Genomic DNA, 20,453 nt, shown 5'->3' on the forward strand with positions numbered 1-20,453 from the left:
GCACCTCCCTCACCCCTTGACCGCGCCCACGAGCCCGTTGACGAAGTAGCGCTGCAGAAGGAGGAAGAGCGCGATGACCGGGATGACGATGATCAGCGACGCGGCCATCACCTCGTTGTAGTGCGGCACGTCGCCCGACAGCAGGGTCTCCAGGCCGAGCGGCAGGGTGTAGAGGGAGGGGTCGTTGAGGGACACCCGCGTGAGGACGTACTCGTTCCAGGTCGGCACCGCGGTCAGCACGGCGACCGTGATGAGGGTGGGACGGGCGAGCGGCAGGTAGACCGACCAGAAGATCCGGAACTCCCGCGCCCCGTCCGCGCGGGCGGCCTCGCGCAGCTCCTTGGGTATCCCGCTGAAGCCGTTGGTGAGCAGCAGCACCGTCAGCGGGGCGGTGCCGTTGACGAACGGCAGGACCAGGCCCAGGTGCGAGCCCAGGATGCCGAGGTTCTTCTCCAGGATCACCACGGGGAGCAGCACCGTGATGCCCGGCACGAACAGCAGCGAGACGAAGAACCAGAACAGCACCTTCCTGCCGGGGAAGTCCAGCACCGCGAAGGCGTAGGAGGCGAGGCTGTAGACCACCAGCACGCCGGCGACGGTCATCGCGGTGACCTGGAGGCTGTTGAGGAAGTAGTCGAAGAAGTTCAGGCGGCTCCACGTGTCCACCAGGGTGTCCAGGGTGGGGTTCGCGGGGATGAGGTTGCCGCCCCGCAGGATCTCCTCCCTGGTCTTGAAGGCTCCCGACAGCATCCACAGGAACGGGTACAAACTGATGAGCGCGTACGCCACCAGGGCGGTGCGGGCGACGGTCCGCACGATGCGCGACCCGATCATCGGATCCTCCTGAGCAGCCGCGCGTTGACCAGGGTCAGCAGCAGGGCACCGGCGAAGAGCAGCCAGCCCAGCGCGCTGGCCATCCCCAGGGTCTGGGCGAGGCCCTTCATGAACGAGAGCCGGTAGACCTGCAGGCCGAGCACGTCGGTGTGCCCGCCGGGCCCGCCGTTCGTGACGATCAGGAAGATCTGGAAGCCGTGCAGCGCGTCCCGCACGCCGAGCAGCACGATGGCCGCGGTGAGGGGCGTCAGCAGCGGCCAGACGATCCGGCGCATCACCTGGCGCGGCGCGGCCCCGTCGATCTGGGCCGCCTCGATCACGTTGGGGTCGATGGCCTGCAGCCCGCTGAGGTAGAGCAGGGTGGCGACGGGAACGCTCGACCAGACCAGCACCAGGATCAGCGTGGGAAGCGCGGTGTCCGGATTGCCGAGGAAGCCCTGCGGCTGCGACAGGCCGCCCAGGCCGGCCGACCGCAGGAGCACGTTGATCGCCCCGTCGGGCTCCAGCACGTAGCGCCAGGCGTAGTAGACCGCGATGCCGGTGGTGACGTAGGGCAGGAAGTACACCGAGCGGAGCACCCCGCGCAGCCGCCGGACGGAGTTCAGCGCGACCGCGAGCGGGAGCGAGACGGCCACCGTGAGCGCCGGGACGGCCACCATGACCTGGAAGGTGTTCCAGGCCGCCCGGCGCAGCTCGGGGGCGAGCGCCGGGTCGGCGTACAGCAGGTCGAGGTAGTTCTGGAGGCCGACCCACTTCCACTCGGGGGTGAACCCGTTCCACTTGGCGAAGCTCAGCGCGAAGCCGGTGCCGATCGTGTAGACGCCCATCAGCAGGAACAGCGCCACCGCGGGCAGGACGAAGGCCCACCCGGTCAGCCACCGCCCCCAGCGGCTCCGGGCGCGCCCGCGGCCGGGCGACTCCACGGGGAGCCGCCCGGCACGATCCTCAATGAGGGTGCTCACCAGACATCCAGGGCGAATGCCCTGTTCTTCAGTGCGGGAACGGAGAGCTTCCCGTTTTTCCTCTCATCGCGTGGGCGCGGCTCGGTAGGGTCGGGACGTTCCGCGATAGCCAAGTGGGACATGTTTCTCCAAACGCGGCAGGGCGTGCCGTGTCTGCGCGGGGAGGCTTCGGGGTTGCCCGGGCCGCTGAACCGCGAACCGACAGACCTGGCTGGAAGACCGGGTGCTGGAATCCTCGGCTTTCGAGCCGGGGAGGACGTCAATTGGTGGACTTCCACATGGAGCCCATGATCTTGTCCATCTCCGGCCCTGCCTGCTGCGGGGTGACCTCCTTGAGCGGCGTCAGCCTGACCATCAGGTTCCCGGGCTTGACCTGGTCGTAGTCGGAGGGGAAGAAGGTGGTGTCGCCGGCCTCGTAGGTGGCCTCCGGGGCGCCGGTGAAGTACTTCTGCAGCGACGCGAGGTCGGGCCCGAGCAGGGTCTCGGCCTCCGTGCCGAGGTCGGTCGCCGGCAGGTCGAGCGAGGTCTTGGCGACGATGCCCGCTCCCTTGGGCGAGGTCACGAAGTCCAGCCACTTGACCGCCGCCTCCCGGTTCTTGCTGGTGGCGGTGACGCCGAGGGAGGTGAGCGCCAGGGGCGCCATCACGATCTCCTTGTTGAGCCCTTCCGAGGACGGCGGGATCGGGAAGGCGAGCACCTTGTCGGGGGTCATCCCGTTCTGCGCGAGGAACGCCAGGGTGAAGGTGCCGCCGATGTTGAAGGCGGACTTGCCCTGCGCGAAGGCGACGTCCGCCTCGTCGATGCCGAGCGACGTCGTCCCGGGCATCCAGTACGGGGTGAGCTTGCCGTACAGCTCCAGCGTCTTGATCCCGTCGGGCGAGCCGAAGCCCTGCGTGGTGCCCTTGGCGAACAGCGCCTGGAACCTCTCCTTGCCCAGGTAGGAGTGGGCCAGCGGCTGGTAGGCCCAGTTGAAGCCGGTCTGGGTGACCTTCAGCCCCAGGGAGAGGCCGCCCTGCTTGGGGTCCTCGTCCGTGGTCGCCTTGAGCGCGGCGAGGAAGTCCTCCCACGTCTTCGGCGGCGTGTCCGGGTCGAGTCCGGCGGCCTTCAGCTTCTCCTTGTTGGCGTAGACGATGCCGAACGCGCCGGCCGTGAACGGCACGCTGAACAGGGTGCCCGCCTTGACCTGCTTGAACGGCGAGTCGTTGGCCGCGAGGTCGATCCTCTTCTGGGTCATCAGCCCGGCCTCGCGGGTGGTCGGCAGAAGCCGCTGCTTCCAGGTGTCGGAGACGTCGGCGGTCAGGTCGACCAGGAGGCCCGAGGAGCCCATCTCAAGGTCCTCGCCGCCCGCGTGCATCTCCAGCACGTCCGGCAGGTCGCCGGTCTGCGCGGAGCTCTGCACCTTGCTGACGAACACGTCGTCGGGGGTGATCGCCTCGATGGTGACGGCGATGCCCGTCTCGGTCTTGAACTGCTCGGCGGCCTTGGCCAGGGCGTCGGCGTGGGTCCGCTTGAACGTCCACATCTTCAGCGTCTGGCCGGCGGCCGCCTGCCCGCCGCCCTGGTCACCACTCTGGCCACCGCTCTGCCCCCCGCCCGCGCAGGCGGCCGCGGTGAGACCCACCGCGAGCGCCAGACCGGCGGCGAGAACCCGCTTGCCTGCCTTCATGTCGCTTCCTTCCCCACTGCTGCGGTGCGTGCGGCACGGTCCGCACATGACGGTCCGGTGCTCCCGCGTCTGGCGGGCTCCGGCACCCGGCGGGCGCGGTCAGGTGATCGGTGTGGGCCGGTTGGCATCGGCATCGTCACTTCCTCGGGGGGTCGCGGAGGATGAGTCCGGGCTCTCGCCCGTGCCCCGGGGGGATCCGGATCACGGGGCGACATCCGCGCAAATCGTTAAGATTGGTTCCGAAACTTACACGCAACACAGCGCGTGTCAAGGGTCACGCCGACCGGCGGCGGACCAGCCTGGCCGGGATGACCGTCTCGGCGGAGGGCTGTGCGGTCCCGCCCCGCAGCCGTTCCAGCAGGCGGCGGGCACACGCCTGGCCGATCTCCCTGGCCGGGTTGGCCATGGTGGTCAGTCCCGGCGAGACGAGGCTCGCCGCCTCGATGTCGTCGAACCCCATGACGGCCAGGTCCGCGGGAACGCGCAGCCCCCGCTCCTCGGCCGTGTCGAGCGCGCCGATGGCCATGATGTCGTTGGCGCACAGCACGGCGTCCGGAGGTTCGGGCAGGTCGAGCAGGCGGGCGGTGCCCGAGGACCCGCCCGCCCGGCTGAAGTGCGTGTGCGCCACGAGGCGGGGGTCGGCGTCCGCGCCGGCGGCCAGCAGCGCGGAACGGTAGCCCGCGACGCGCTCGGCCGCGGGTCCCTCCGCGTGCGGGCCGCAGACGAAGCCGATCCTGCGGTAGCCGCGTTCCAGCAGGTAGCGGGTGGCCTCGGCGGCCCCGCCCTCGTCGTCGCTGTGCACGACGTCGACACCGGCCTGGACCAGGCGGCCCCCGAGCCGCACGACGGGGATGCCCGCCCCGATGACGGGCAGCAGGTCCTCGGCGTGCGTGTGGAAGACAGCGAAGGCGAGGCCGTCCACCTGACGGGCGATCATCTGCTCGATGGCGGCGCGCTCCAGCTCCCGGTCGCCGTCGGTGTTGCTGATGATCTCGTCGTAGCCCGCCGGTCTCAGCACGTCCTGGAGCCCGCGCGCCAGCGCCGGGTAGAAGGGGTTGGTGATGTCCGGGATGATCAGCCCGATCGTCTGGCTCCTGCTCGTGCGCAGCCCGCGGGCGAGGACGTTGGGCCGGTATCCCAGCTGGTCGATCGCGGCCAGCACGCGCCGCCGCGTCTCGTCGGCCACCGGGCGGCGCCCGTTCAGCGCGTGCGACACCGTGGTCGCGCTCACCCCCGCGAGCTGCGCCACCCTGGTGATGCTGGGACGGTCACCGCGGACCGGCCCGCGGACGTCCCGGCCCGCGGCGCCGGCCTCCCCGCCGGCCTCCCCGCCTCCGGCCCGAGCACGTCCCTCCGCCCCCTGACCTTCCCGCGCCTCCCGTGCCTGCCGCGCTCCCTGCGCGGGCTCGTCCGCCGGGGGCCGCGCGGCCCCGGCGGGCGGGACCTCCCGCGGGCCGCCACGCGCGGGGTCCCGCGGGTCACGGTCCGGCGAGTCAGGGTCGAGCGGGCCCTGGTCCGGCAGGTCACGGCCCGACAGGTCACGACCGAGCAGGTCGCGGCCGGACGGGTCGCGGGAGAGGAGGTCGAGTGCCGCGTCCAGCTCGCGGCGCCCGAGGTCGGCGGCGTCCTCGAAGGCGGCACCGGCGGCGATCCTGAGCAGGGTGGACTCCCAGACCTCGCGGACGGCGGCCAGGACGAGCGCGGCCACGACCCCGGCCCCGAGGCCTCCTCCCGCGCCGGGGCCTCCCGTGCCGGACTCGATCGCCTCGCGCAGCGCGTGCTCCTGTCCCGCGAACATCTCCCGGGAGTACGACCGCAGCGCCGGGCTGTCCCGGTAGATCCGCGCGTGGACGGCGACCGTCCCGGCGTCATCCGCGCCGGTCGCGTCCTCCCCGGCACCGGCCGCCGAGGTCCTGGCCATGACGCGGCGGATCGCGTCGACGGGCCGCTCCCCCGCCGCGCGCTCCCGCAGGGCCAGCTCGGGAGCGGGCCACCCGAGCGGATCCGCCTCGAAGAAGATCTGCTCCTTGACCGGGAAGTGGTTGAAGACCGTCTTGGTCGAGACGTCGGCCACCGCCGCTATCTCGGCCACCGTCACGGTCTCGAAGCCGCGCTCGGCGAACAGGCGGCGCGCCGTGCCCGCGATGGCGCGCCGCGTCTCCCCTTTCCTCCGCTCACGCCGCGTGGGGGGTCGCTCCTCGGAGGGTGCCGGGACCATGGGCAGATCTTACATCGACACACTCCTTACACCCACTATAAGTTTCTCAGGGCGGCTCGATGCCGCCGTCGGGCCGGCGCACCCGGGCCGACCAGCGCTCGTGGAGGTGCTCCAGCGGCGGATACTTCGCCGCCAGTGCCTCGTCCAGGTCGATCCCCCAGCCGGGCGCGTCGTTCGGGTAGAGGTATCCGTTGACGGGGCCGATCGTGCCGGGGAAGACCTCGTGGACGGCCTCGGGATAGAGGTGCCCCTCCTGGATCTGGAAGGCGGGGGTGGTCACGTCGAGCGCCACGTTGGCGGCGGCGCCCACCGGCGAGACGTCCGCGGGCGAGTGCCAGGCGGTGCCCACGCCGGTCAGCTCGCAGAGCGCGACCAGCTTGCGCGCGGGGGTGAGCCCGCCCACCGACGAGACGTGCAGCCGCAGCAGGTCGACGCCGCCCTCGCGGACGATCCTGGCCGCGTCGGCGACGGAGCTGAGCTGCTCGCCCGCCGCGATGGGCATCGGGGCGGCCTCGCGGACCTCGGGCAGGCGGTCGTAGAACTCCGGCGCTATCGGATCCTCCAGGAAGAAGAGCCGGTACGGTTCGAGCGCCCGCGCGAGGGCGATCGCCTGCTTGGGAGTGAGCCGGGAGTGCACGTCGTGCATCAGGCCCGGCTCCTCCCCCAGCTCCCGGCGGGCGCGCTCGAACAGCTTCGGGGTGTCGCGCAGGTAGCGCTGCACGTCCCACCCGTCGGGGTACGGGGAGCCGGGGTAGCCGCCCGGCGAGCCCGGCGAGCCGTAGTGGCCGAGCCCGGGCGCGCCCGCCTGGAGCCGCACGTGGCGGTACCCGGACGCCAGGATCGCCTGGGCCTCCTCGATCGTCTCCTCCACGGTGGCCGCGCCCGCGTGCAGGTAGGTGTCGGCCGCGGCGCGCACCCGGCCGCCGAGGAGCTCGTACACGGGCATGCCCGCGCGCTTGCCCGCGATGTCCCAGAGCGCCTGGTCCACCCCTGACAGGGCGCTGTTCAGGACCGGGCCGCCCCTCCAGTAGGAGGAGAAGTGCACCATCCTGGTGATGTCCTCGATGTCGGCGGGGTGGCGGCCGACCAGAAGGGGGCCGACGTGGTGCTCCACCGCGGCGGCCACGGCGTGGAAGCGCTGGGTGAAGGTCGCGCAGCCCAGGCCGTACAGGCCGGGGTCGCTGGTGTCGACCCGGACCACCACGAGGGGCACGCCCTCGGGGGCGGTGACGATCGGCCGCACCCCCGTGACGCGGAGGGCGTCCCTGGCGGGCCAGGGTGCCTGGGTCTCGGGCATGGGAAGGGATGTCACGCGGCCTCCGCGGCGTTCGGTACGGGAAGGGCGGTCACGCGGTCTCCGCCGTGTCCGGCACCGGGAAGGGGTACCGGACGGTGAGGCCGAGCAGGCGCCGGGCCTCCCCCAGGTCGACGGGGACGGCCCTGCCCGGCAGCGGGGCCCGCCGCTCGACCCCGGGGTGAAAGCGGTCGAGCAGTTCCTCGGTGGGCTGCGGGGCCAGCGTGTCCTCGGCCGTCACGAAGATCGCGCGGTAGCCCTCGATCGGCCGGGTGAGCGCCTGCCAGGTGGCGAGGGCGGCGTCCCTGCCGTCGAGGTAGGTCCACAGCTCGGCGGCGCCGGAGCCGGGGTCCTCCGCGTACTCCCGCGCACGCTTGTCGAGCTTGTCGCCCGGCCCGCCGAGCAGGGGGAAGCGCAGCGCGACGACCGTCATGCCGTAGCGGCGCGCCATCATCGCCGCGGTCGCCTCGTCGGCCTGCTTCGACAGCCCGTACGGGTCCTCGACCTGCAGGGGCAGCGCCTCGTCGATCGGAAGGTAGGCCGGGTGCAGCGGGCGCGAGGCCCAGGGGAGGCCGAGCACGGAGTAACTGCTCGCGATGGCGGCCCGCCGCACCCCCGCCCGGCCCGCCTCCTCCAGGACCACGAAGGTCGCCCGGGTGTTGCCGCAGAAGACCTCCTCGGGCGTGCCGAGGACCGGGGCCGGGATCGCGGCGAAGTGCGCGACGGCGTCCACGCCGTCGAGCGCGTCGCGCACCGTCGCCGGGTCTCCCACGTCCCCGACGACCACCCGGCCCGCCACCGGCCCGCCCGGTTCGCGGAGGTCGAGGGCGGTGACGGCCACGCCCCGGTGCGCGAGCAGGTCGAGCATGAGCCGCCCCAGCCTGCCCGCGGCCCCGGTCACCAGGACCCGCCCGGGAACCTCACTCATGCGTCACCACCTGCGGTCGGGAAAGACGCGCTGGTTTCGCAAATCGATTTGTACATATGGAGTCAGCTTGCTACCCCGCCATTGCCGTGTCAATAGCGGTGCGCCCCGGGCGCGTCCGAAGCACGCCCGGGCCGACGTCACCCGCTCCTGGTGTCCGTCGGTCACGACGTCCACCCGGTGCGACAGCCGGGCTCCGACCTGTCCGCCGTCGCCCGGCAAGCTGAAAACCGGATCGACCAACGGACCGTCCCGAGAGATCGAGGCTGACCCGCGGCGCGTTCTGCGAACGGACGCCGCCCGGCGCATGCCGGCACCGTCCACGTGAGGCTTATGGGCAGGGAGGACTGTAGGGCACACCGGGAACGTACGTCCGCCATTCCTCCGGGGTGATCCCGCTTCCGCTGGTCGCGCAGATCCTGGAGGCGATCCTGTCCTTGTTCGTGTCCCAGAGCCGCACGGTGTTGTCCTCCGCCGCGGTCGCGATGGAGTCGTCAGCCGGGTTGAAGGCGACACTTCGGATGGCCGCGGTGTGTCCCTGGAGGGTGGCGAGAAGCAGGGGGCTGCGCGGATCCGTCGTCCGGTACAGCCGGACCAGCCGGTCATCACCGACAGTGGCCAGCGTGGTACCGGTACGGTCGAAGGCCAGACGAGAGACATTCCCGTTGGCGTCGTTCAGCGAGGACGACAGCGTGAGCCGGACACCACCGGAGACGTCCCAGAGCCGGACCGTCCCGTTGGAGGACGCGGTGGCGAGCACCTCGCCGCCGCGAGCGAAGGCGATGCTGTTTATCTGTGTCTCTCCCGTCCTGACGTACGCGACGTCCCGAGGGTGCGCCGGATCCCGCACGTCCCATACGCGGATCGCCCCATCATTGGTCCCCGCGACCAGGGTTTGCCCTGCGGGGTCGAACGCCAGGCAGAGCGGCGTCGAACGCTCGTCGCCGCGCGCCAGCGACCAAGCGGACATCACAGCCTTCCGGCGCCCTTGGCCGTCAAGCGACCACAGTTCGATCCGGGGATCATCGACGACCGCCTCTCCGGTGTTGCGCTGCGGCCCTATGGTCACCGCGAGCAGGCGCGCGTCGCCGCGAAGCGCCATCCCCGAGGTGGACTCTCCCACCCAGCCGCGGCTTCCCTTGGCGAGGGGAACCTCGGCGGGCACGAGACGCCGGTCGAGGCGGTAGGGCGTTCCGTCCTGCATCTGGTCGGAGGTGAACAGCGTTCTACCGTCCGGGCCGAAGGTGAGCGTCGCCCAGGGGTTGGTCGACTGCCCCTCACCCTCTGATGCTTTCCGCAACGCGGTCCCTCCGGGGACGTTCCATACCCGCACGGCGTCTATGCCCGAGGACGCCAGAAGTTTCCCGTCCGGGGAGAAGGAGACGGCGTTCACCATGTTCGTGTGGACTCCGATGGGCCACGCGTCGAGTGGCCAGATCCTGACGATCCCATCGTTCCCCCCGGTGACGATCGAGTTCCCCACGGGGGCGAAGTCAACGGCCAGGACATTGCCGACGTGGGGCAGGGAGAAGACGACCCGCTTCGTGGCCACGTCCCAGATCCTGACCATGTTGTCGGACAGATTGGCGGCCCCGAGAAGGGATCCGTCCGCGTTGAAGGAGAGGCTCACGGCGAGGTTGGTGTCCTGGGCGAGTTTCAGATTCGCGATCTTCCGCGTCTTCTCGGTGTTCTTGATGTCGAAGACGCTGAGCTGCTGGGGAAAGCCCGAGATCGCCAGCCGGCGGCTGTCTCTCGAGAAGGCCGCGGCGTGAGCGGCGTAGGAGTCCGGGACTATGACTGTCAACTCCGGCTTCCGAGGGTCGGCCACGTCCCACAGTCCCGCGTACGAGATGATCGGCGCCTCCAGCAGGGTCCGCCCATTGGGTGCGAAAGCGAGCAGATCGGCGGCACCTCCCAGATTCCCTTTCAGGACGGCCACCGGGCGCCCCTTGAAGATGTCGGTCCACAAGATGGTGGGGCCTTCGGTGCCGGAGGTCGCGAGCACCCTTCCGTCGGGTCTGACGGCGGCCGTCCATGCCCGCGCCGTCAGCGTCAGCGGGCCGATCAGGCGGGGATCGCCGGGATTCTTGACGTCCCAGAGCTGCCAGGGGGCCTCTCCCATGGATCCCACGAGCATCATCGCCCCGTCGGGCGACCAGAGGACCTGGCCCGGCCCCCCCTTCGGGAGCCGCGCCCCCGGCAGCACGGTGACCTGCCGTCGCAAAGACACGTCCCACAGGCGGACGGTGTCATCGGCTCCGACGCTTGCGAGAACCTGGGCATCCGGCCGGAAGGCCACGTTCCTCACCGGTCCGTCGTGACCGAGCAGTCGTGTCGCGGCCGGAGTTCCTGGAACGGACAGCAGGCTGTTGCCCGCCTCCTCGGTGGGAGAGATGTGATAAGCGACGAGACTGAGCCCCATGGCCAGGGACGGGTCGAGGCTGCGCAGCGCGTCCGCACGGGCGGCGACCTGCCTGGAGAGGGCGAAGACGCGGTCCCTGTCCGCGTCCGAGCGTGCCTTGACGGCGACCCCCCCGCCGGTCACCGCCAAGACCAGCAAGGCCACGAGCGAGACGATCGCCTGACGGCGGAGCTTGGCGCGGCGCCTTTCCGCCTCCTTCTCAAGCGAATGGGCGCGAACACCGGCCCGCAGGAACTCCGACGCGAGCGGGCCCAATTCCTCCGTGCGGGTCTCTGCCCACGCCATGGCCTCGTTCAGGCGCGGGCCGCGGTCAAGGAAGCTCGTGTGTCTTCCGTTCGCGTCCCATGTCAAGGCGGCGTCCTCGATGCGCTGGCGCACCAGTACGCCGCTCCGGTCCTCGTCGATCCAGGACCGTAACCTCGGCCAGTGCCGGATCAGCGCCTCATGGGTGAGCTCGGCGAAGCCCCCGTCGACGGAAACGAGCCGGGCGTCGACGAACTTGCCGAGGAGGTCGCCCGCCTCGGCCCGCTGTTCCCGTTCCAGGTGCGCTTGCAGGTCGGTGAGCGGTACGCGGCGCCTGGTGTCCTCCAGGCCGTCCTCCAGACGCACCATGCGAATGAACATGCGCCGGGCGAGCGACTCGGCCGTCGGGGGGAAGCCGTCGAGGGTGACATCAGCGGTCTGGGACAGGGATTTCGCGATGCCTCCCGTGGCGCGGTATCCCGCCAGGGTGAGGACACCGTTCTGCCTGCGCTGCCAGGTCTGCAGAAGGGCGTGCGACAAGAGGGGGAGAACACCTCCAGGTCCCCTGGCCGCTATCTCGCTGTCACTGCCGCACTCCTCCAGCAGCAGATCGGCCAGGCCCGTCTCCAAGGTCAGCCCGGCCAGTTCGGCCGGTTTCTCGATGACCTCTCGGAGCTCCGCCGCGGTCATGGGAGGAACCACATCGGCGTGCCGGAGAGCAGGCAGCAGCTCCGGGTGATCGGCGCAGTGACCGAAGAAGTCGGATCGCAGACCCATCACCACCGTCATGGTCCGGGACTCGCACACGCTTCCCAGCGCCCTGATGAAGAGGAGCCGCTGGGCGATGTCATCGCACTCGGTGAATATCTGCTCGAACTGGTCGACCACCAGCACCACGCGAGATGGTGCGGCCGCTGGATCCGCCGCTCCCTCTCCGGGCCGACCCAGGTCTTTACGGAGCGAGGCCGCGTGCTCCAGCCGGGCGCGCAGGACATCGCCGGCGATTCCCATGGCGGCGGACATCTTCCGTACGAGCTGCTCGAAGGGGTCGTTTCCAGGAGTCAGGTAGACGCACGACCAGCGCTCTCCGTCCGACGGCCCCGGCTCTGAGGACAGAGCCGGAATCAACCCGGCGCGCAGGAGGGACGATTTACCCGAGCCGGAAGGCCCGGTCACCAGCCATGGCCGACCGGGGAACGTATGTTCTCTTATCCGTTGGGCCAGTGAGAATGTCAGCTGCTCGCGCCCGAAGAAGTACGCCGTGTCATCAGGCCCGAAGGAGGACAAGCCCTGGTACGGGCTGTGCTGGCCGTCGTCGATCGAAGGAGGGGCTTCAGGGGGCGGCGGAAAGGCGTAGGAGGCGTTGTCCACGAGTGGTTCCCGGTCCAGCTCGTCGGCCGCCTGGCGACGCGCCGGAGGGAGCCTCCGCTGTTTCAGGACCCGGTTGAGAACACGGTAGACATCGTCCAGGGTGAGCAGGCGGGGTGCGAGGGGGTCGCCCTCTGTCATGATCCGGATGAGTTCCCCGGAGAAGGCGGTGTGCCGTTCGTCCCGCGGCGCCCAGGCGAGCTCGTCCCGGCTCGTAGAGGTCAGCAGGTACGAGCCTATCCACCTGGTGTTGTCGAACGCGTCGTCGGCCGCGCTCCCGGATATCCCCTGCGCGCGGCCGGCGAAACAGCAGTCGAGAACGACCACGACGGTCCGGGCATGGCTCCGGGTGAGAACCTCGCGGACCACGGAGTAGGGAAGGGCCTGATAGCCCGCGACTCTGTCCGTCAGGTCCACGGTGGCGGCCGTCGCCAGGTGCAGCTCGCCGTCGATGCTCACCAGTCCGTGGCCGACGTAGTAGAAGACGAGGGCTCTGGACGCCTCCCGCGCGCTTCGCTCGAGAGCTTCGGCGATCTGCTGTGGCGCGTCGGCGTCCACCAGCGTTTCCAGGTTCGCGGGATCGAGTCCCGCGCGCTCCACCAGGCACGCCCCCAGATCGGTCACCGTCCTTCCGACCGAGGGAATCGGGCTGAGTCGTGATTCCCTCCGGTAGGCCCCGGAGCCCACGATCAATACTTTGACCCCTTCACCGGAGAGCAGCCGCCTAGCGCCTGGAGCCGCCACGCGGGGGCTCTCCTTCCAGGCTCTCGGCGAGTTGCCTCGTCAGTTCACTGACCCCTTCGGCGGTCAGTGACTTCACACCCTTACTTGTTACTTCAAGCTGATTTTTTCCTTTCGTGATTTTGACGGAAATCTCGCCAGGACGTGACCGCAGCCAGGCGATCACCACACCGGACAACGCGGCCAACGCTCCACCCGAACCGAGAGCCAACTGAAGGCCCTCCGCCATCGGACCGAGACCTCCCGGTGGTGGGAGCCGCTCGATCACACGCATTCGCCCACGGATCTCCGCCTCCTCGGCGAGCCATGCGTAGAGCTCACGAAGCCGATCGGCACCGGAATCCGTGGTCACGACGATATCCATGGGCCCTCACCTGGTAATCGGGGTATCGCTTTCATGACGAAGTAAGCATTGCAAAGGAGGGCAGCCATAAGGTCTCAATTTCACAACCCTGAAGTCCGATATAAGCCATATGAGAACTATTTCCGATTAATCATGGTTTAGCGGACGGAAGCAACCGTTACCTAAACGCGGTGAATCGACAACGTCGGTCGGCTTGCATCAGGGACGACGGAGGCCGGGGCGACGGATCGCGCGTCGCCGGCACAGCGACAGGGGGCGGCAATGTGTCCGGGACCCGTCGAGGCCCGGATCACGAGACCGCGGATTCGCCCGCACGGCACGGTCCGACCCCGGCGAAGCGCGGGACACGGGATGCATGGACCCATCGCGCCTCTACCCGCTCACCTCGGATCCACGTCACCGCCCGTCGGCCGCCAAGGGTCCCACAGAGCTCGGGCACCCCAGAGGAGAGCACCATAAGGGTCTCCGACAAGACCTTTAAATGTTAGGAAACTTTCCTAAGGACATTGACGGATCACTGTCGAGATCGGTTGGATGGGCGGTCATCGAGGCCCCCGGCCGAGACCTCTCGCCACCCCCTTGGCCTGTCAGGCCAGCGAGGAGCTCCACATGCTCAGACGCATCCGAACGACGGCAGCCGCGATCCTGGGTGCCGCCGCTCTCGCCGTCACCACTCTCTCCGCCCCCGCGGCCGGCGCCACACCGCCGCCGAACCTTCCGGCCGCGCGGGCGCAGGCCGCCCCCGCGACCTTCACCCACCCCGGAGTCCTGGTCAGCAAGCCACAGCTCGACTTCATCCGAGCGAAGGTCAACGCCGGCGCCCAGCCGTGGAAGGGCGCCTTCGACCAGATGATGGGGCATTCCCTGGCGTCGCTGTCGCGGACCCCCAAGCCGCGCGCGATCGTGGAATGCGGCTCCTACTCCAACCCCAACAACGGCTGCACCGACGAGCGCCAGGACGCGCTCGCCGCGTACACCATGGCGCTGGCCTGGTACGTCACGCAGGACAGCAGGTACGCCCAGAAGGCCATCCAGATCATGGACGCCTGGTCCGCGGTGATCAGGGACCACACCAACAGCAACGCCCCGCTGCAGACCGGATGGGCCGGGTCCTCGTGGCCCAGGGCCGCCGAGATCATCCGCTACACCTACACCGGCTGGTCCGCCGCCTCCGTCAGCCGCTTCTCCACCATGCTGCGCACCGTCTACCTGCCGAAGATCATCAACGGTTCCAACAGCAACGGCAACTGGGAACTGAGCATGATGGAGGCCGCGCTCGGCATCTCCGTCTTCCTCGAGGACCGGGTGAGCTACGACAAGGCCGTGGCCAAGTTCCGCGGGCGGGTACCGGCCTTCATCTACATCTCGTCCGACGGCGCGCTCCCCAAGGCGCCTCCGGGGAGCGGCATCGACACCCGCGCCGAGATCATCAACTACTGGCAGGGCCAGTCCACCTTCATGGACGGCCTCACCCAGGAGACCTGCCGCGACTTCACCCACACCGGGTACGGGCTGTCGGCCATCTCGCACTTCGCCGAGACCACCCGGATCCAGGGGCAGGACCTCTACCCGGAGATCAGCGAGCGGCTGCGCCACGCGCTGGGCATGCAGGCGAAGTACCAGCTCGGCGCCGCCGTGCCGTCCTCGCTGTGCGGAGGCACCCTCCACCTCGGGCTGGGCCCGATCACCGAGGTCGGCTTCAACGCCCTGGGCAACCGGATGGGCATCGCGATGACGAACACCCAGCGTCTCACCGAGCAGCAGCGCCCGGCCGGGACGAACGTCCTCTTCGTCGCCTGGGAGACCCTGACCCACGCCGCCAACCCCAACTGACACCGACTCCCCGGAGGGGCCGGCCCGCTCGACCGGGCCGGCCCCTCCCGCGCGTGGGGCCTCGCGGCGGACGCGTCACGCCTCGCGCACCTCGCCCGCTCCCGGACGGCGTGCCGCCCCGGCCCGCTCGCGGGAACCCCCGACGAGCACCTCCAGCCCGTCCAGCAGCAGCCGCAGCCCGAACTCGAACAACGTGTCCAGGTCGAGGGAGTCGCGAGGGATCCTCGACAGCAGCGGGAACTCGTCCATGCGCGGGAGCACCACCGAGTCGATCCACTCCTGGTCGGTCATGCCGGTCTCCTGCCGGGCGTCGGTCTCGGCCTCCAGGCCGACGGCGGTCCCCCGCACGTAGTTGGCCACGGTGACGTACATGTGGACCATCGTCACCGGGTCGAGGCCGAGACCGTCCACGGCGCGCATCGCCCACTCGGCCTGGGCCATCGCGTTGGGCGTGGGCAGGGGGCGGGTGAAGGAGGTGACCTGCGCCAGCCAGGGATGGCGGTGGTAGAGGGCCCACTGCGTCCGGGCGGCCAGCTCCATCCGGGCCCGCCACCCCGGCGGCGGCTCGAGGAACGCGACCTCGGCCAGCACGGCGTCGGCCATGAGCCCGAGCAGTTCCTCCTTGCCCGCCACGTGCCGGTAGAGCGACATCACCGCCACCCCCATGCCGGTCGCGATCCTGCGCATGGACAGGGCCGCCACCCCCTCCGCGTCGGCGATCCCGATCGCGGCGCGCACCACCCGTTCCCTGGTGAGGTCGGGTCCGCGGGCGGGGGCCGCCCCACGGGGCGCGGCGGTGCCGATGTTGGTACAGGTGTCGGTGCCGATGTCGATGTCGGTACAGGTGTCGGCGACGACGGTGCCGACCCCCGGCACGACCCGCACGATCCCCTCCTCGCGCAGGGTCGCCAGCACCTTGCTGGCGGTCGCCATCGCCACCCCCCACTCCCGGACGATCTGCCGGGTCGAGGGCACCCGGTCGCCCGGCCGCAGCCGGCCCGTCGTGACGCGCCGCCGCAACTCGGCGGCGATCCGCAGATACAGGGGTTCGGCCCCGTCCACCGCCCACGCTCCCACCGCTCTAGTGCACCAGGCTCCGTACCACCCGGCGCGCACCGTGCGAACTTGGTGCACTAGTGCTTTGTTTACAGTGTACGCATCCCGTGGGTACGGTGCACGCACGCCACCGAACAGGGAGCCCGTCGTGAAGAAAGTCCTGATCTCCGGTGCCGGTATCGCCGGCCCCGCCCTGGCCTACTGGCTGCGCCGTCACGGCTTCACCCCGGTCGTGGTCGAGAGGGCCCCGGCCATCCGCCCCGGCGGCCACACGGTCGACCTGCGCGGCGTCTCCGTCGACGTCATGAGGCGTGCGGGACTCCTGGAGGAGATCCGGCGCGCGGCCGTCGACTCCAAGGGGATGTCCTACGTGGACGCCGCGGGCAGGCGCGTCGCCGACATGCCCGCCTCCTTCCTCGGCGGGCACGGCGTGGTCGGCGAGGTGGAGATCCTCCGCGGCGACCTGGCCGGCATCCTCCACCGGGCGAACGGGGACGAGGCGGAGTACGTCTTCGACGACACGATCACCTCGCTGGACCAGACCGCCGACGGCGTGCGGGTCACCTTCGAGCGGTCCGCGCCGCGCGTCTTCGACCTGGTGGTGGGCGCGGACGGCGCGCACTCGGTGACGCGGTCCCTGGCCTTCGGTGAGGAGTCGCGCTTCGTCCGCGAACTGGGCTGCCACCTGGCGTACTTCACCGCGCCCAACGTCTTCGGCGTCCAGGACTGGGAGCTGTTCCACAACATGCCGGGCGGGAAGGTGGCGGCCCTGCGCCCGTCCCGGCGCCCGGGGGAGGCCAAGGTCCTGTTCGGCTTCGCCTCGGGAACGCTCGACTACGACCGCGACGACACGGAGAGGCAGAGGCGGATCGTGGCCGAGGTCTTCGCCGGAGCGGGCTGGCAGGTGCCCGCGATGCTCCGGGCGATGGGGACGGCCACCGACTTCTACTTCGACTCGGCCACCCAGATCGTCATGGACAGCTGGTCCCGCGGCAGGGTCGTGCTGCTCGGTGACGCCGGATACAGCCCGTCGCCGCTGGGCGGTGGCGGCACGGGGCTGGCGGTGGTCGCCGCCTACGTGCTGGCCGGGGAGCTCGCCGAGGCCGGCGGGGATCATGCGGCCGCCTTCGCCGCCTACGAACGGGAGATGCGCGACTTCGTCCGGCAGAGCCGGAGACTCCCGCCGGGCGGCGTCAAGGGTTTCGTCCCCCGATCGCGGACGGCCATCCGGATGCGCGACCTGTCGGTCAGGCTGCTGCCGCACATGCCGTGGGCCGGCCTGGTCCGGAAGGCGGCCGGCAGGCCCGACGCCATCACGCTCAAGGACTACGGCCTCCCGGCCTCCCCTCGCCCCTGAGGGCGGATGGTCCCGCCGCCGCCCGCCGGCATCCCGGCCGTCGAGGCCCCGGGCCGTCGCTCGGCGGCGCCGGTGACCCGCCGCCGGGGGCCGGCCGTGCGCGCCCGCGGACCCGCACAGCCGGCCAATCCGGTCAGTCCGGTCAGTCCACACAGGCCGCACAGCCGGTCAGTCCGGTCGGTCCGGTCGGTCCGGTCAGTCCGCACAGGCCGCACAGCCGGTCAGTCCGGTCGGTCCGGTCGGTCCGGTCAGTCCGCACAGGCCGCACAGCCGGTCAGTCCGGTCGGTCCGGTCGGTCCGGTCAGTCCGCACAGGCCGCACAGCCGGTCAGTCCGGTCGGTCCGGTCAGTCCGTGAGCCGCACGCGGATGCCGTGGGCGTCGGCCCGCTGGACACCGCCGGCGTCCACGTTGGAGATCCGGATCAGGCCCTCGACCGTGCCCTTCTTGCCGTTGCCGGTCAGCTTGAGGATCAGCATTCCCGGGTCGCTCCCGTGGGAGGAGTGCGGGTCGCCGGACAGCGGGTTCGGCCCTCGCGTCGAGGCGAAGGCCCACTTGTGGTCGGGAGAGACCGCGAAGAGGTCGACCGTCGGGTCCGCGCTGAACGGGGAGACGAGGTCGACGGTGTCGACGTGGGCGCCGCTCGCCCCGTCGAAGACCTCGGCGACGTTGGCGTCACGGTCACCGGCCCACACGTGGCGCTCCCCGGCGGACACGAGGACGCCGTGGGCGTCGCGCTCGGGCGAATCGTCGTTGAAGAGCGGTTGGACCGCCGGGGTGTTGGGCGGGTTCGCGGGCGAGTAGCCGCTCATCGGCAGCCGGAAGACGGTGAACTGGTCGAGGTTGCTGTGCGTGCCCCCGCCCCCGTTGCCGAAGACGGTTCCCTTGGCCTCGATGAACCCGCACCCGTTCGCCGGGATCCTGGTCGTGTCGTACTCTCCCACGATCGACATCGGCGTCGTGTGCCAGTCGACCACGAGCATCCCGCCGCCCCGCAGGCTGACGAAGACCGGGCCGTTGTCCGAGGCGATGAACGGGCAGATCGGCGCGTTGTCCGGCCGGAGCCCGGGTGACTGGCACGGCGCGCCGTTCGGAGTGGTGCAACCGGCCAGGTCGATCGTCGCGGCCGGCTGCTGGACGAAGGTGTTCGAGGCGTAGTCGGTGCTGACGCGCTCCAGTTTCTTGCCGTTCTGGTTGGCGATGATCAGGTACCTGTCGTCCTCGGTGGGCCAGAGGGCGTGAGCCTGCCGTACGCCTCCCGCTCCCGCCTCGGTGAGGAGGCAGGTGAGCGGCTGCCGGGTGCGGGCGTCGAAGACGACCACGTGGCCGCTGGCGACGAAGGCGAGCGCGGCGTGGGTGTCGGCCTTGTTGAAAACGATCATGTGCGGGCGCACGGGCACGCTTCCGGTCCTCGCCAGGCAGAGGGACGAGGTCGCGCCGCCCAGGTCTATGACGTGGACGGGCTGCGCGGCCGACAGCCGGTGGGTGACGTCCTGTCCGGAGTAGACGCTGACGGTGCCGCCGTGCGCGAGCCCGTTGGTATTGGACTGGTCGACCAGCCACACCTCGTACGATTTCTCGGCCGCCACGTGAAACGGCACCCCCGCACCCAGAACGAACAGCGCCAGTACCGCGACGATCACGGCCCGCCACTTCCCCATGAGCCCTCCAGAACCGCTCCGGCCGGAGTATCTCCCCGTATCCCTGTGGAGTCGGCTGTTTTCTACTTTTAGTCTTATGTCTCCATAAGTCCAGAAATTGTATGATTTGTAAAGAAAGCAAGTCAAGGCCCCCTCACCGCGAGCAAGGAAGCGACTTCCGAGAGGTGGTCAAACCTCCACTGGAGAAAAAAGAAAACATAAAACTGTTTCGATATACGAAGGCATGAGAGGTCCCGGCGATGGTAGCCATCGCCGGCACGACATGGTGCGGCGGGGTGACGCCGATCGGTGGCACGGAGCGGCGTAGCGTGGCGCGGTACGCGCGGCGTAGATCATGGACCTTCCCACGGCCGGACGCCCGGGAACGGTCCCGAACATTCCCGGGCGCCGTGATCGCTATATTGGCGGCATGAACGCGCTGGTCCGACGCCCGCTGGGCCAGACCGCCCTGTCCGTGACACCGCTCGGCCTGGGACTGGCGGCCCTCGGCCGTCCCGCCTACATCACGCTCGGCCGTGCCGAGGACCTCGGCGACGACCGGGACGTCGCCGCGATGCGGTCGCGCACCTGGGCCGTGCTCGACGCGGCGTGGGCGGCCGGCGTGCGCTACCTCGACACGGCGCGCTCGTACGGGCGGGCGGAGGAGTTCCTCGCCGGGTGGCTGCGCGAGCGCGGGATCGCCCCGGGGGCCGTCACGGTCGGCTCGAAGTGGGGATACGCCTACGTCGGCGACTGGCGGCTGGACGCCGAGCGGCACGAGGTGAAGGAGCTCACCGCCGACCGGTTCCGCGTCCAGCTGGAACAGACACGCGCGCTGCTCGGCGAGCATCTGTCGCTCTACCAGATCCACTCGGCGACGGTCGAGAGCGGCGTGCTCGACGACGAGGACGTGCTCGACGGGCTGCGCGCGTTGCGGGCGGAGGGGGTCGCGGTCGGGCTGTCGACGAGCGGGCCGCGCCAGGCGGACACCATCGGGCGGGCGATCGAAGCCGGGCTGTTCGACACGGTGCAGTCGACGTGGAACCTGCTGGAGCGCTCGGCAGGTGAGGCGCTCGGGCGAGCGCACGAGGCGGGGATGGGCGTGATCGTCAAGGAGGGGGTGGCGAACGGCCGGTTGACCGTTCGCGCGGCCCCCGCCGCGCTCGTGGCCGCCGCGCGCGAGCGGGACACCACGCCGGACGCGCTCGCCCTCGCGGCCGTACTGGCCAGGCCGTGGGCGGGAGTGGTGCTGAGCGGCGCGGTCTCGGCCGGGCAACTGCGCGACAACCTCGCCGCGGCCGGGGTCGGTTGGGACGCGGAGCTCGACGAGCGGCTCGCCGGGCTGGCGGAGGAGCCCGAAGGCTACTGGGCGAAGCGCGGCACGCTGCCCTGGAGCTGACCGCGCCGGACCGGTGGCCACACGGCCAGGGCCACACGGCCCGGGACCTCACGGCCTAGAACCTCACCAGGCCCGGATCGCACCAGGCCGGAACCGCGACGGGCACAGGGCCGCGCCGGGCCCGGAATCCCCC

At 70.5% G+C, this 20,453-nt stretch carries 13 protein-coding genes; 3 read left to right on the forward strand and 10 right to left on the reverse strand.

The annotated features are described in order from the left end of the window. Positions 1–9: 9 nt before the first annotated feature. From ACVCAG_RS34875 to ACVCAG_RS34910, 8 genes are all read right to left on the reverse strand, one after another. Positions 10–834, reverse strand: coding sequence for an ABC transporter permease subunit (locus ACVCAG_RS34875; RefSeq protein ID WP_440085808.1), 825 nt, complete (start codon positions 832–834; stop codon positions 10–12). Then, positions 831–1,796: an ABC transporter permease subunit gene (locus tag ACVCAG_RS34880; RefSeq protein ID WP_440085807.1), complete on the reverse strand. Its 966-nt coding sequence runs from the start codon at positions 1,794–1,796 to the stop codon at positions 831–833. The genes ACVCAG_RS34875 and ACVCAG_RS34880 overlap by 4 nt, the downstream gene beginning before the upstream one ends. Positions 1,797–2,055: 259 nt before the next feature. Then, on the reverse strand, positions 2,056–3,462 hold the full coding sequence (locus tag ACVCAG_RS34885) for an extracellular solute-binding protein (RefSeq protein ID WP_440085806.1): 1,407 nt from the start codon (positions 3,460–3,462) through the stop codon (positions 2,056–2,058). A 274-nt stretch (positions 3,463–3,736) separates the two neighbouring features. After that, complete coding sequence (locus ACVCAG_RS34890) at positions 3,737–5,680, reverse strand: substrate-binding domain-containing protein (protein WP_447191135.1); 1,944 nt, start codon at positions 5,678–5,680, stop codon at positions 3,737–3,739. A gap of 46 nt (positions 5,681–5,726) precedes the next feature. Continuing rightward, positions 5,727–6,992 (reverse strand): enolase C-terminal domain-like protein, encoded by a 1,266-nt coding sequence (locus tag ACVCAG_RS34895; RefSeq protein ID WP_440085803.1) that lies wholly within the window; start codon positions 6,990–6,992, stop codon positions 5,727–5,729. A 34-nt stretch (positions 6,993–7,026) separates the two neighbouring features. After that, the gene (locus ACVCAG_RS34900; protein ID WP_440085801.1) at positions 7,027–7,902 is read right to left on the reverse strand and encodes an NAD-dependent epimerase/dehydratase family protein; all 876 of its coding nucleotides are present in this window, start codon (positions 7,900–7,902) and stop codon (positions 7,027–7,029) included. 328 nt (positions 7,903–8,230) lie between these two features. Next, positions 8,231–12,676 carry a caspase, EACC1-associated type gene (locus ACVCAG_RS34905; protein ID WP_447191136.1) on the reverse strand — a complete coding sequence of 1,482 codons (4,446 nt, stop codon included), beginning with the start codon at positions 12,674–12,676 and terminating at the stop codon, positions 8,231–8,233. Beyond that, complete coding sequence (locus ACVCAG_RS34910; protein ID WP_440085799.1) at positions 12,657–13,037, reverse strand: effector-associated constant component EACC1; 381 nt, start codon at positions 13,035–13,037, stop codon at positions 12,657–12,659. Before ACVCAG_RS34910 ends, ACVCAG_RS34905 begins: the two co-directional genes overlap by 20 nt. 609 nt (positions 13,038–13,646) lie before the next feature. Here ACVCAG_RS34910 and ACVCAG_RS34915 point away from each other — a divergent pair. Beyond that, positions 13,647–14,870, forward strand: a complete 1,224-nt coding sequence (locus ACVCAG_RS34915; RefSeq protein WP_440085798.1) for an alginate lyase family protein — start codon at positions 13,647–13,649, stop codon at positions 14,868–14,870. 75 nt (positions 14,871–14,945) lie between these two features. On the opposite strand, the gene ACVCAG_RS34920 is transcribed toward ACVCAG_RS34915, so the two are convergent. Next, on the reverse strand, positions 14,946–15,947 hold the full coding sequence (locus tag ACVCAG_RS34920; protein ID WP_447191137.1) for a TetR/AcrR family transcriptional regulator C-terminal domain-containing protein: 1,002 nt from the start codon (positions 15,945–15,947) through the stop codon (positions 14,946–14,948). 127 nt (positions 15,948–16,074) lie between these two features. Here ACVCAG_RS34920 and ACVCAG_RS34925 point away from each other — a divergent pair, with 127 nt between their 5' ends. Next, positions 16,075–17,283, forward strand: coding sequence for an FAD-dependent monooxygenase (locus ACVCAG_RS34925; RefSeq protein ID WP_447191138.1), 1,209 nt, complete (start codon positions 16,075–16,077; stop codon positions 17,281–17,283). A gap of 345 nt (positions 17,284–17,628) precedes the next feature. Here ACVCAG_RS34925 and ACVCAG_RS34930 read toward each other — a convergent pair whose 3' ends face one another. Then, on the reverse strand, positions 17,629–18,942 hold the full coding sequence (locus ACVCAG_RS34930) for a hypothetical protein (protein ID WP_447191139.1): 1,314 nt from the start codon (positions 18,940–18,942) through the stop codon (positions 17,629–17,631). 409 nt (positions 18,943–19,351) lie between these two features. Here ACVCAG_RS34930 and ACVCAG_RS34935 point away from each other — a divergent pair, with 409 nt between their 5' ends. Then, on the forward strand, positions 19,352–20,320 hold the full coding sequence (locus ACVCAG_RS34935) for an aldo/keto reductase (RefSeq protein ID WP_447191140.1): 969 nt from the start codon (positions 19,352–19,354) through the stop codon (positions 20,318–20,320). Positions 20,321–20,453 lie beyond the last annotated feature (133 nt).

It is taken from the genome of Streptosporangium sp. G12 (genome assembly GCF_052983175.1).